13 protein-coding genes and 1 pseudogene are annotated in these 12,198 nt (G+C 59.0%); 6 read left to right on the top strand and 8 right to left on the bottom strand.

Translation table 11 applies throughout. From position 1 onward, the window contains the following. Positions 1-60: 60 nt before the first annotated feature. Entirely contained in the window at positions 61-1,089 is a 1,029-nt protein-coding gene (locus RAE19_RS14115) for an AI-2E family transporter (protein WP_313875487.1), read from the top strand. Positions 1,090-1,367: 278 nt separating this feature from the next. Next, entirely contained in the window at positions 1,368-1,811 is a 444-nt protein-coding gene (locus tag RAE19_RS14120; protein ID WP_313875488.1) for an SRPBCC domain-containing protein, read from the top strand. A gap of 199 nt (positions 1,812-2,010) precedes the next feature. On the opposite strand, the gene RAE19_RS14125 is transcribed toward RAE19_RS14120, so the two are convergent. From RAE19_RS14125 to RAE19_RS14140, 4 genes and pseudogenes are all read right to left on the bottom strand, one after another. Then, on the bottom strand, positions 2,011-2,316 hold the full coding sequence (locus tag RAE19_RS14125; RefSeq protein WP_313875489.1) for a DUF3892 domain-containing protein: 306 nt from the start codon (positions 2,314-2,316) through the stop codon (positions 2,011-2,013). Between the two features lie 53 nt (positions 2,317-2,369). Next, positions 2,370-3,485, bottom strand: coding sequence for an acyl-CoA dehydrogenase family protein (locus RAE19_RS14130; RefSeq protein ID WP_313875490.1), 1,116 nt, complete (start codon positions 3,483-3,485; stop codon positions 2,370-2,372). 99 nt (positions 3,486-3,584) lie between these two features. After that, a pseudogene (locus tag RAE19_RS14135) lies at positions 3,585-4,789 on the bottom strand (acyl-CoA dehydrogenase family protein). A gap of 68 nt (positions 4,790-4,857) precedes the next feature. Continuing rightward, a complete protein-coding gene (locus tag RAE19_RS14140) occupies positions 4,858-5,532 on the bottom strand; it encodes a YceH family protein (protein ID WP_313875491.1) in 675 nt (224 codons plus the stop codon). A 13-nt stretch (positions 5,533-5,545) separates the two neighbouring features. Here RAE19_RS14140 and purN point away from each other — a divergent pair, with 13 nt between their 5' ends. After that, complete coding sequence (purN, locus tag RAE19_RS14145; protein ID WP_313875492.1) at positions 5,546-6,139, top strand: phosphoribosylglycinamide formyltransferase; 594 nt, start codon at positions 5,546-5,548, stop codon at positions 6,137-6,139. A 479-nt stretch (positions 6,140-6,618) separates the two neighbouring features. Here the strand turns inward: purN and RAE19_RS14150 are convergent, their stop codons facing one another. After that, on the bottom strand, positions 6,619-6,870 hold the full coding sequence (locus tag RAE19_RS14150; RefSeq protein ID WP_313875493.1) for a DUF1653 domain-containing protein: 252 nt from the start codon (positions 6,868-6,870) through the stop codon (positions 6,619-6,621). A gap of 16 nt (positions 6,871-6,886) precedes the next feature. On the opposite strand from RAE19_RS14150, the gene RAE19_RS14155 reads away from it, so the two are divergent. Together RAE19_RS14155 and RAE19_RS14160 are read left to right on the top strand one after the other, a co-directional pair. Next, a complete protein-coding gene (locus RAE19_RS14155) occupies positions 6,887-8,158 on the top strand; it encodes an RsmB/NOP family class I SAM-dependent RNA methyltransferase (RefSeq protein WP_313875494.1) in 1,272 nt (423 codons plus the stop codon). Positions 8,159-8,308: 150 nt separating this feature from the next. Continuing rightward, a complete protein-coding gene (locus tag RAE19_RS14160; protein WP_313875495.1) occupies positions 8,309-9,523 on the top strand; it encodes a DesA family fatty acid desaturase in 1,215 nt (404 codons plus the stop codon). A gap of 242 nt (positions 9,524-9,765) precedes the next feature. Here RAE19_RS14160 and rpmG read toward each other — a convergent pair whose 3' ends face one another. From rpmG to trxB, 3 genes are all read right to left on the bottom strand, one after another. Beyond that, positions 9,766-9,936 carry a 50S ribosomal protein L33 gene (rpmG, locus tag RAE19_RS14165; protein WP_087496788.1) on the bottom strand — a complete coding sequence of 57 codons (171 nt, stop codon included), beginning with the start codon at positions 9,934-9,936 and terminating at the stop codon, positions 9,766-9,768. An 11-nt stretch (positions 9,937-9,947) separates the two neighbouring features. Continuing rightward, positions 9,948-10,181: a 50S ribosomal protein L28 gene (gene rpmB / locus RAE19_RS14170; protein ID WP_105260014.1), complete on the bottom strand. Its 234-nt coding sequence runs from the start codon at positions 10,179-10,181 to the stop codon at positions 9,948-9,950. A gap of 192 nt (positions 10,182-10,373) precedes the next feature. Beyond that, positions 10,374-11,327: a thioredoxin-disulfide reductase gene (gene trxB / locus RAE19_RS14175; RefSeq protein WP_313875496.1), complete on the bottom strand. Its 954-nt coding sequence runs from the start codon at positions 11,325-11,327 to the stop codon at positions 10,374-10,376. A gap of 156 nt (positions 11,328-11,483) precedes the next feature. Between trxB and RAE19_RS14180 the strand changes: the two genes are divergently transcribed. Then, on the top strand, positions 11,484-12,158 hold the full coding sequence (locus RAE19_RS14180) for a Crp/Fnr family transcriptional regulator (RefSeq protein WP_313875497.1): 675 nt from the start codon (positions 11,484-11,486) through the stop codon (positions 12,156-12,158). The last annotated feature ends 40 nt before the right edge of the window (positions 12,159-12,198 follow it).

The following is a 12,198-nucleotide window of genomic DNA, read 5'->3' on the forward strand; positions in this document are numbered from 1 at the left end:
TCCCCGCAGTCTCTGGGGGTTCGAACCGCTGCTGGCGCTATTGATACCATCGCGGCACTCATGAATTCCAAGCCCCACTCTTCAGGCCCCGTGGCCGCGTTGTCCCGCTATGTGGCCGCCAGCTCTTTTGTGCTGGTCGGGCTGATCTGTTTGACGGTGCTGGTCTATGGCATGTTGCCCGGCCTGTTGGCGGTCTGCCTCGGGTTCATGGTGGCGCAGGCCCTGAGCACCAGCCAGCGCTTGGGGCGGTGGCGCCCCGGCCCGTTTGCTGCGGCTGGATGGGTCATTGTGGTGCCCCTGCTCTTGTTTGCGGTGGTGTTGTCGAATGCCAAAGGCATGGTGATCGGGGCCGGCGGCCAATATGCCGCTTTGCTGCACCACCTTGCCGGCACGGTGCTGGAGATCCGGCAAAAACTGCCGCCCGATCTCGCGGCCCATCTGCCCGATGGCTTGGCGGCTGCCCAGGCGTGGCTGGCGGCGTATTTGCAAAGCCAGGCACGGGCTATCACGGGTTTTGGTTCCGCAGGTCTTCAAGGGCTGCTGCTGGCGTATGTCGGGTTGGTGATTGGCGCCTTGATCGTGGGCACCCCGGGCGTGCCCCACCCCGCACCGTTGCGGGCGGCAGCGCGCACACGGGCGCGGCACTTTATCGGGGCGTTCCGCCAAATTGTGGTGGCGCAGTTCTGGATCGCGTCGTTCAATGCCGTTTGCACCGCCTTGTTTTTGTTCGGTGCGCTGCCCTTGTTTGAGGTTCAGGTCCCGTATTCGGGCATGTTGGTGGCCTTGACCTTTTTTGCAGGCTTGGTGCCGATTGTGGGCAACCTGCTGTGCAATGGTGTCTTGACCCTGGCGGGCATGTCGGTCGCACCCATGGTGGGTTTGGCCTGCCTGATTTTTTTGATCGCGATCCACAAGTTTGAATACGTCATCAATGCCAAGGTCGTGGGCAAGCGCACCGGCACTACCGCCTGGGAGCTGCTGACCGTGATGTTTGTGGGCGAGGCGATTTTCGGGGTGGCAGGTTTGGTGGCTGCACCGCTGTACTACGCATATATCAAGCGCGAGCTGCTGGAAGTCGGGTTGGTCTAGGCTTTTGTGCCTTTTAGGTCTCTAGCCATCGTGGATGTTGCGCAAGGTCTCTTTGTGTTGGCCGGCATGCTGCCTTGTTCAACAGCTGCATTGCAGGTTTTGGATTCCTCCACATAAACGCCTGGAGGCTTTGAATTTTCGAAATCAGATATCCAACAAGAACTCAAGTAACGCACGGGAGCAATACATGCGGCCAGACGACTTGGTTCAAAAGACCTTTTTGACGCCCCTAACACGTTAGGTGGCACAGGCAACAACTCTGACGAGACCACTGCACCATGAATAACGATCGCACGCTGAGTACACAACGAGTCTTGCCGTTCGCGGCTGAAACCATTTATGGCGCGTTTGCCACGCCAGAGGTTCTGGCATCTTGGTGGGGGCCGGATGGCTTCTCCAACACATTTGACGTGTTTGAATTCAGAGTAGGCGGCAGGTGGTTATTCACGATGCAGGGACCTGATGGTCGCAGCTATGCGAACACTAGTTTCTTCGCCAACCTTGAGCCCGGTAGGTCAATTGTTATTCGGCACGATTGCCAGCCCTTCTTTACGCTCACAGTCAGTCTCTCTCCAGTGGTCGGAGGCACATTGCTGCACTGGAATCAGGAATTTGATGATTCGAAAACGGCGAATGCGGTTCAAGCGGTGGTCGGCAATGCCAATGAACAAAATCTGGACCGATTGACCAAGGCACTGACAGTCAACGCAAGTGCCGCCTGACCATTCGCTCAACCGGATCGTTGCATTGAATGACGAACTGTCCTCACTGCAAGGCCGGCGGAATCTGTTCATCGGCAAAGTGTTGGTCGAGTCGGGAAGCCCATGCTGAACTTGCTGAATGCGGGACAGCTTTCTATTGTCATCGCTGCTGCCGGTCCCGGCTTGCCGGCACCGTGGCTTGAGACAGTAGCTCCCAAGCCTACTTGTCTGGCAAGCCCAGTAAATCCTCCGTAGGCCGCCCATCCCGATAAGCCTGCAGATACTTTTTACGCCCCAGTGTTTGCAGGCCCACCCACGCTCCCGGATGGCCGGGCTTGGCGGCGGGGCACCACAGGACCTGCGGACCGCCGGTTTCGACGAAATCGATTAACTGTTCTCTGGTGGAGAAGCCGGTCTCTTGGGTGGGCTTGCCGTCCACTACCTGTACCCACCAAAAGATGTCGATGTGTTCATGTTTGTAGCCACCGCGCATGCGCTTGGCCACGCATTGGAGGTAGACCGCCATGGCTGATGTAATGCTGGGGCTGGCGCGTGTGTGCCGCGCAGCCCCTAGCCCGCTCAGGCGAACACGCCAGCCGTGTCCTGCATGCGGGCTGACACTTCGCCCAGGTGGTGCAGGGTGTCGCCGAAGCTCATTTCCAGTTCGGTGAGCTTGCGGAAGTAGTGGCTCACGATGTACTCATCCGTCACGCCAATGCCGCCGTGCAGTTGCACCGCTTGCTGGCTGATGAAGCGCATGCTGGTCCCGAGCTGGTACTTGGCGCGTGCCATCGCGGCGCGGCGTTCCGGTGCGGGTGCATTGAGCTTGAGGCTGGCGTAGTAGCTCATGGAGCGGGCCAGTTCCAGCTGCATCTTCATATCGGCCATGCGATGGCGCAGCGCCTGGAAGCTGCTGATCGCCACACCGAACTGCTTGCGGGTGTTCATGTACTCGGCGGTGATGTCCAGGGTCTTATCCATCACACCCACGGCCTCTGCGCAGGTGGCGGCAATGCCGATGTCCACCGCGTGTTCCAGCGCAGCCTGGCCTTGGGTGGTGATCAGGGTGGCTGGGGCGTTTTTAAAGGCGACCTCTGCTGCGCGGCCTCCGCCCTGGGTGTTGTAGCCCCGGGTGCTGACGCCCGCAGATTCGCGCTCCACCAAAAACAGGCCCATCACGCTGTTGACCTTGGCGGAGACGATGTACGCATCCGCCTTGTCGCCGGCAGCCACTATGCTTTTTGTAGCGTTGAGCACATAGCCACCGGGCGCCTGGTGCGCTTTTCCTGCAATAGCGTCCAGGGCGTAGCGGCTGCCGCGCTCCTGGTAGGCCAGTGTCACCAGCTTTTCGCCGCTGGCCACATCGGGCAGCCACGCGGCGCGGGTGGCGGCATCTGCATAACCTGCCAACACCGCACCTGCGATCAGGCTCTGGGCCAGAGGCTCCATCACCATGCCGCGGCCCAGCTCTTCCATCACCACCATGCCTTCGATGGGGCCTAGCCCCATGCCGCCATCGTCTTCCGGCACATAGAGGCCGGTAAGCCCCAGCTCTGCCAGCTCGGCATAGGCGGCGGCATCAAAGCCACCGGCTTTCTCGGCCGCGCGACGGCGATCGAAGGTGTAGCCCTTGTCAACGTACTTGCGCACCGCGTCGCGCAGTTGTTCCTGGTCGTCAGAAAAATCGAAATCCATTCTTATCTCCTCAATTCAGCGAAGCTCTTTCTGGAGCCCCCTTTGAGAGGGGGCTTGGGGGTGCTTATGTGCGGCGCATGGCGCGGGTGGTTCAGGGTGTTAGCCCAGAACCACTTGCGCCACGATGTTGCGTTGCACTTCGTTGCTGCCGCCATAGATGGTGGTCTTGCGCAGGTTGAAGTAAGCGGAGGCCAAGGGCGCATTGCCCACTTCGCCACCGGGGAAACCACCCAGGGCTCCGGCAGCGGCGTCGCCTTGCCAGCCGGCTTCCATGGCTTCGCGGATGAGCGGCAGGGCGAAGGGCCGGCGGCCAGCATCATCAGCTCGCTGTAGCGCTGCTGGATTTCGCTGCCACGGATCTTCAACAGGCCAGCAATGTCCAGCGAGTTCTTGCCGCTCTTCTCAGCCGACAGCACGCGCAGCACCATCATCTCTAAGGCAACCACATCCACTTCCAGCTTGGCGATTTCGTCGCGGAAGCGGCTGTCTTCCCAGACGCCCTCGCGCTTGGCGATGCGCTTGAGGCGCTCCAGCTCGCGCTTGGAGCGGTTGATGTCGGCAATGTTGGTGCGCTCGTGGCTGAGCAGGTGCTTGGCGTAGGTCCAGCCCTTGTTTTCTTCGCCGATCAGGTTCTCTATCGGGACTTCCACATTGTCGAAGAAGACTTCGTTCACCTCTTGGCCGCCGTCCAGCATGATGATGGGGCGCACCGTCACGCCGGGGCTCTTCATGTCGATCAGCAAAAAGCTGATACCGGTCTGTGGCTTGCCTTCATTGCTGGTGCGCACCAGACAGAAGATCCACTCGCCGTACTGGCCCAGCGTGGTCCAAGTCTTCTGGCCGTTGACGATGTATTTGTTGCCCTGGCGCTCTGCGCGGGTCTTGACCGAGGCGAGGTCCGAGCCGGAGCCCGGTTCGCTGTAGCCCTGGCTCCACCAGACTTCGCCGCTGGCAATGCCGGGCAAAAAGCGCTGCTGCTGTTCGGCGTTGCCAAAGGCCATGATGACCGGCGCCACCATCACCGGGCCGAAGGGGATGACCCTTGGCGCACCGGCAAGCGCGCATTCTTCTTCAAACAAATGCTTTTGGATGGCCGTCCAGCCGGGGCCGCCGAATTCCTTGGGCCAGCCGAAACCCAGCCAGCCTTTGGCACCCAAGATCTTGGCCCAGCGCTGGTGGTCCTCGCGGGTCAACTCCAGGGCGTTGTGCACCTTGTGGGCGATGTCGGCGGGCAAATGGGCGTGTACCCAAGTGCGCACCTCTTCGCGAAAAGCCTGTTCTTCAGGCGTGAAAGCCAAGTCCATTGCAGTCTCCTCAGTCTAGATATCCGGTTCAGCTGAACGTTATCCCGTGTTTTAGCACGATCGTTCTTTTATTCTTGTCCAGGTTGCGACATTCCGAGTTCGGCGCACAGTTTTTGCACCGTGGCGCGCAGGTCGGCAACCTCGGCCTCGAGTTGGGTGACCCGGGCCTGGAGCTCCGCGCTGGCGGACCCCACTGCAGCGCCAGACCGGCTGATAACCGCCGCGCTGGCGTCGACCGGCCCGCACAGCAGGTGGGCCCAGCGCTGTTCGCGGGCGCCGGGTGCGCGGTCCAGCTTGATGACCAAGGGGCCGCCTTTTTCTTCGCTGCGTTCCTGCAGCTCGTCCAGAAACGCTTCGACCGACGAGGTGTCGGCAAAACGGTACCAGCGCTCGGCATTCAGGCGCAGCTCGGCAGCCGTTTGCGGGCCGCGCAGCATTAACAGGCCCAACAGCACCGCGCTTTGTTCAGGTACACCGATGCCACGCTGGGCGTTGTGGGTGAACTTGACGGCGCGTCCGCCACTGGTCTCGTGCACCAGGCCGGCCTCGCGCAAGCTGTCGACAGCGCTGCTGACTTCGGACTCGCTCAGCTCCATCAGCGGCTCCCGGCTGGTCTTTTGGTTGCAGCCCAGCAGCAGGCTGTTCAGGGTAAGCGGATAGCTGTCGGGCACGGTGCGGGCTTTTTCCATCAGGGTGGCCAGCACGCGGGCTTCGACAGGGGAGAGCAGGAGGGGGGTGGTCATAATTCAGCCAGTTATGAAAAACATTGTGATTTTGATCTCTGGCGGTGGCTCCAACATGGCAGCCATCGTGCGCGCATCCCAAAAAGAAGACTGGGCGAGCCGTTATGGCGCCCGCGTGGCCGCGGTTATCAGCAACAAAGGCACTGCGAGCGGCTTGGTGTTCGGCAAAGAGCAGGGGCTCGATACCCATGTGCTCGACCACAAAACCTATGCCGACCGCGAAGCATTCGATGCCGCGCTGGCTGAGGTGATCAACCGCTATGACACGCCGCAGGCACCAGTGTTGGTGGTGCTGGCCGGGTTCATGCGCATCCTCACCGCGGGTTTTGTGGAGAAATATGCCGGGCGCTTGGTGAACATTCACCCCTCGCTTTTGCCGGCCTTTGGCGGCTTGCACACGCATCAGCGGGCGCTGGATGCCGGCTGCAAGTTTGCCGGTGCCACGGTGCACCTGGTTACGCCTGAGCTGGACCATGGGCCGATCCTCGAGCAGGCCGTGGTGCCCGTGCTGCCGGGGGATACAGCCGAAACCCTGTCCGCCCGGGTGCTCACGCAGGAGCACTGCATTTACCCCCGCGCGGTTGCGGCGTTGCTATCAAATAAGTAGCCACTTGCGTGGTTTCCGTCTGCGCTGGCACCACTTTTTATGCACTGGCGCTGCTCGGCGAGGTTGACGAATACAGCCCGATTGTTCGCCCAGCGTGCTACCAGGTGGCTTTGCGCTTCTCGGGGCATTTGCTCAAAATTCACTTGCCACCTCTGCCCTGGAGTCTTATCTGCAAAAGCGCTAGGCCTTTAGCGGCTGAACCAGAATGTGGCAGAGAGTGGCACCAGGGTCCGGATTGTTTCGCTCGCTTGTAGTGGGTGCCTGATGTGGAGACATAGACTTCCGACGGATGCGGTGTCGTTGTCGCCTTGACCATACCGTCAGTGCCGAAGCCGTCCAGCACACAGGCGCGAAGCATCAAAATATCTTGTGACAACGCGGTGTGCAATCACGCCGAAAAATGACCTGAGGCTGCGCAGGTGGTTTTATGGGCTTTTTTGCTATAAAAAAGAGAGCTATTAGCGCTTGCTGAGCGTGGGTTAGGTAGCTTTTTCTTGGGTAATGAGTTTGAAGCGCGGTTGGGTTACGCCGTCAATCACCACGGTTTCCAAAAACATGGCGGCCGGGCGCACCCACAGGCCCTGTTCGCCGTACAACGCGCGGTAAAGGGTCATGGGTTCACAGGTTTCGCTGTGGCGCACCGTGTCCAGCACTTGGTACATGCCGCCCTTGTAATGGCGGTATGTGCCGGGTGGGGTGACAACGAGTGGGGGGAGTTTTTCATCGAACATGGGACAATACTAGGCTATGCATCCAAAAGCTCTGCTTGACGCCTGTTCCGAATTGGTCCGGCTCACTCTCAAATTCGACCATCCCGCAGACGCCATCGTCTCCCGTTTTTTCCGCGACAACCGTGGGTTGGGGCCGCGCGAGCGCGCCACCCTCGCCGAAACGGTCTACACCGTTTTGCGCAAAAAACTGCTGTTTGACCACTTGGCGCCTTCCGGTAGCGGCCCCAAGGAGCGCCGTTTGGCGATTTTGGGTTTTTACGGCCCCGGTGATTTCCTGCGCAGCGCACTGACGGACCAGGAAAAGCGCTGGCTCGACCAGTGCGAAGCCGTCAAGCCCGAAGACTTGATGGAGCGCCATCGCCACAACCTGCCTGAATGGCTGGTGCAGCCCTTGAAAGACCAGTTGGGCGCTGGTTTCTGGCCTTTGGTGGAAAACCTGAACCTCGGTGCAGGCCTGGATTTGCGTGTGAACGCACTCAAAGCCAAGCGCGCCGATGTGCAAAAAGAACTCCAACAAGCGGGTATCAAGGCAGTGCCGACCCCGTTTTCCCCTTGGGGCTTGCGCATTGCTGGCAAACCCGCACTGAACAAGAACGAGGCGTTTTTGCGCGGTGATTTTGAAGTTCAGGACGAGGGCTCCCAGCTGCTCGCTATGCTGGTTGACGCCAAGCGTGGCGAAATGGTGGTGGACTTTTGTGCGGGCGCTGGTGGCAAAACTTTGGCCCTGGGCGCTTCGATGCGCAGCACCGGCCGCCTGTACGCGTTTGACACCTCCGCCCACCGCCTCGATGCGCTCAAACCACGCATGGCACGCAGCGGTCTGTCCAATGTGCACCCGGCAGCCATCGCGCACGAGCGGGACGACCGTGTGAAACGCCTGACCGGCAAGCTCGACCGGGTGTTGGTGGACGCGCCTTGCACCGGCTTGGGAACTTTGCGCCGTAATCCGGACCTTAAGTGGCGCCAGACGATGGCCGGTGTAGAAGAGATGGCCGTGAAACAGGCCGCGATTCTGCAAAGTGCTTCGCGCATGGTGAAGTCGGGTGGTCGCCTGGTGTACGCAACCTGCAGCGTATTGCCGCAGGAAAACGAAGCGATTGCCGAAGCCTTTGCTGCAGCCAACCCAGACTTTGTGCCTTTGTCGGCCGGAGAAGTCTTGGCAGCACAGAAGGTGGAGGGCGCCCCAAGCTTGTGCGCCGGTGGCGAAGACGGGCAGCTTTACCTCCGTTTGTGGCCTCATCGCCACGGAACGGACGGTTTCTTTGCTGCGGCTTGGCAAAAGAAGTGATTGTTTTGATGAAAGTTAATGTTTTTTAACTTCGTTTTAATTTAAGTCGCCCAAAATTGGCTGCCGCGTCTAAAATAGCGGCCTCACAAGGCGGTGTAGGTCGCCGCCTTGTCATAACTAACCAAACCTCGTTGAGAGATTGAGCAAACTATGTTGTTACCTGACTGGGCAGTTTTGAACGCAGCCATCGAATGGCTGGCCCATGGCACGTGGGATCTGGCTTGGTGGCAAATTGTTTTGTTCACTTTGGCGTTGACGCACATCACCATGATCAGTGTGACGGTCTTCTTGCACCGCCACCAAGCGCACCGGTCTTTGAACCTGCACCCGATCGCGTCCCATTTCTTCCGTTTCTGGCTGTGGCTGACGACAGGCCAGGTCACTAAAGAGTGGGCGGCCATCCACCGCAAGCACCACGCCAAGTGCGAGCAGGCAGAAGACCCGCACAGCCCCCATGTGCATGGCATCAAAACCGTGTTGTTCCGCGGCGCGGAGCTCTACCGCGCAGAGTCCAAGAACAAGGAAACCATGGCCCGTTTCGGCCACGGCACGCCCGATGACTGGATTGAACGCAACCTCTACACCCGCTTCTCATGGCAGGGCGTGGGTTTGATGATGATCATCGACCTGTTTTTGTTCGGTGCAGCCGGTCTTGCGGTCTGGGCTTTGCAAATGGCGTGGACGCCTATCACCGCTGCCGGCATCATCAACGGCGCGGCCCACTATTGGGGTTATCGTAACTTTGAGGCGACCGATGCTTCCACCAACATCTCTCCTTGGGGCATCATCATTGCCGGTGAAGAGTTGCACAACAACCACCACACCTACCCCACATCGGCCAAGCTGTCGGTGAAGCCTTACGAGTTCGATATCGGCTGGATGTATATCTCCATCATGAGCGCCTTGGGTTTGGCGAAAGTCAAAAAGACACCGCCCAAAGCCGCTTACGGTGATGTCCGCCCTGTGGCCGATGAGAAAACCCTCGAGGCGCTGATCGCTAACCGTTATGAAATCATGGCAGCCTATGCCAACGGTGTGCGCCAGGCAGCACGTGTTGAGCTCGCAGCCATGAAGGCCCGCAGCGCAGATGCTGCTGTGATCCAAGCTGCCAAACGCTGGATGCACCGCGATGTAGAGAAGGTGCCGGCCGCTGAGGCTTCGCAATTGGCCCAGGCCCGTGCAGCCTCGCCGGTTCTGGACAAGATGGTGACCATGCGCGAAGAGTTGCGCCAGTTGTGGTTGAACACCAGCGTTTCTCGCGAGCAGCTGACCAAAGATCTGCAAGCATGGTGCCACCGTGCCGAAGAGAGCGGTATCGCCGCCCTGCGTGACTTCTCTATGAAGCTGCGTGCAGCGCGCGTCTAACTAAGACTCTGCCAGATTAGAAGCCCGCCTTGAGCGGGCTTTTTTACGCGTGGATGTTTTTGCTTATTGGCGACGGCGGTGGTAGGTGCACCGGCTTTGCTCCGTGTCCCCCGCCCTTCGGGCTCCTCCTTGACCTGCGCAAAGCCGGTGCACCCACCACCTTGTTCTTGGCGAAACAGCACAAAAGTAATGGGCGTAAAAAAGCCCGCTCAAGGCGGGCTTTTCATCAAGGCAAGCGTGAATTACTTCAGCTTGATTTCCTTGTAGTCGACGTGCTTGCGAGCAACGGGATCAAATTTCTTGATCAACATTTTCTCGGGCATGGTCTTCTTGTTCTTGTCGGTCGTGTAGAAGTGACCGGTACCAGCTGTAGATTCCAGCTTGATTTTTTCGCGTCCGCCTTTGGTTGCCATGGTGTTGCTCCTTATGCCTGGCCACGTGCGCGCAAGTCTGCGAGCACAACATCGATACCCTTTTTGTCGATCAGGCGCAAACCTGCATTCGAAATCCGCAGGCGAACCCAACGGTTTTCAGTTTCGACCCAGAAACGGCGATATTGCAGGTTCGGCAGGAACCGGCGCTTGGTTTTGTTGTTGGCGTGGGAAACATTGTTTCCGACCATGGGGCCTTTGCCCGTTACTTCACATACGCGTGCCATGTGGACACTCCGATTGATACGGCCAGTGCAAAAGTACACCGACCTCACCTCGCCAAAAAAAGGGTGGCGGTAACCCCCCGTCGATCACCTCAACGGAACCTGCTGAACCCCTTCCAGAAGGGCGGCCCCTCACGGGGCGAATTCAGCAAAGCCTCAGATTATAGCCGGTTCGAAAAATGCAGCCCTGAGGGCTTATTCCTGCTGCTCGAGGAAGCGCTGTGCATCAAGTGCCGCCATGCAACCGGTACCAGCGCTGGTGATGGCTTGGCGGTAGACATGGTCTTGCACGTCGCCGGCTGCAAACACGCCGGGAATGCTGGTCTGGGTGGCAAAGCCCTTGAGGCCGCCATTGGTGACGATGTAGCCGTTCTCCAGAGTGAGCTGGCCCTGGAAGATATCGGTATTCGGGGCATGGCCAATCGCAATGAAACAGCCTTTGAGGGTCACGTCCTCCGTAGAGCCGTCGTGCACGCTTTTCAGGCGAATGCCGGTCACGCCTGTGGAGTCGCCCAAAACCTCTTCCAGGGTTTGGAAGGTCTTCAACTCGATCTTGCCGGCAGCCACTTTGTCCATCAGCTTATCCACGAGGATAGGCTCAGCCTTGAATTTATCGCGGCGGTGCACGAGGTACACCTTGCTGGCGATGTTGGAGAGGTAGAGCGCTTCTTCGACCGCGGTGTTACCGCCGCCGACCACGCAGCACACTTCATTGCGATAGAAAAAACCGTCGCAGGTGGCGCAACCGGATACGCCCCGGCCCATGAACGCGGACTCCGAGGGCAGGCCCAGATATTTGGCAGATGCGCCCGTGGCAATGATCAGTGAGTCGCAGGTGTAGCTGTCGGTGTCACCTTTCAGTGTGAAGGGGCGCTTGCTCAAGTCGACTGCATTGATGTGGTCAAAAATGATTTCTGTTTTGAAGCGCTCTGCGTGCTCTTGGAAGCGCTGCATCAGTTCGGGGCCCTGAACACCGTTCACATCAGCGGGCCAGTTGTCGACTTCGGTGGTAGTCATGAGTTGGCCGCCTTGAGCGATGCCGGTCACCAGGACGGGGTTGAGGTTGGCACGAGCGGCATAAACCGCTGCGGTGTAGCCTGCAGGACCGGATCCGAGGATCAAAACCTTGGCGTGCTTGAAATTAGACATGTTGTAACCTTCTTCGACGAAAATCAGAGATCGAGCCGTGTACAGTTCGATCGGACCGCAACCTCATGGGGTTGCGCTTGCGGGTTCTTCTGGGCATTTCAAAGCCCGACCCCCTATTGTAGGAAATCGCATAAAAGCAAGCAGGAGCGCTTATCAATGGCAATGTTGAGTAACCAGGATTTAATCCGCCGAGTCCCTCTTTTCGCCAATTTGACCCTGGAGCAGGTAGAAGACTTGGCTGGCAATGTCACCAAGCGCAAGATCAAGAAAGGGGAGGATGTGGTGCAGCAGGGCGAAATCTCGAACGCCCTCTACCTGATCCTTTCTGGCCGAGCCCATGTCGTGAAGACCGACAGCAAAGGCAAAGAAGTCATCCTCGCGACCTTGAAGGCTGGAGACTACATCGGCGAGATGAGCTTGATTGACAACGAGGCCCACTCCGCTACGGTTCAAGCTGATACGCAAATGGATGTGCTGGTGCTAGGGCGCGAAGACTTCACCCGCGCAGTCAATGCCAACATCACCATCATGGCGGCTGTTATGCGGGGGCTGGTCCAGCGCCTGCGCACTGCCGATCAAAAAATAGTTTCCTTGGCCCTGATGGGTGTCTACGGCCGCGTGGCCAACGTGTTGCTGGACATGGCCGAGCCGGTAGACAAGGGTGAAATGCTGATCCGCGAAAAAGTGTCGCGCTCGGACCTTTCCAAAATGGTGGGCGCCTCCCGCGAGATGGTGAGCCGCGTGATGAAAGACTTCGAGGACCAGGGCTTTATCAAAACCAACAAGGACGGTGGTATACGGGTGTGGGAGCGCCGCTCCAAACCCCGCTGATCTACAGCGTCTGCGCAGCCGGATCGGGCTGCGTGTTTGC

This window comes from Rhodoferax potami (genome assembly GCF_032193805.1).
Taxonomy (GTDB): Bacteria; Pseudomonadota; Gammaproteobacteria; order Burkholderiales; family Burkholderiaceae_C; genus Allorhodoferax; species Allorhodoferax potami_A.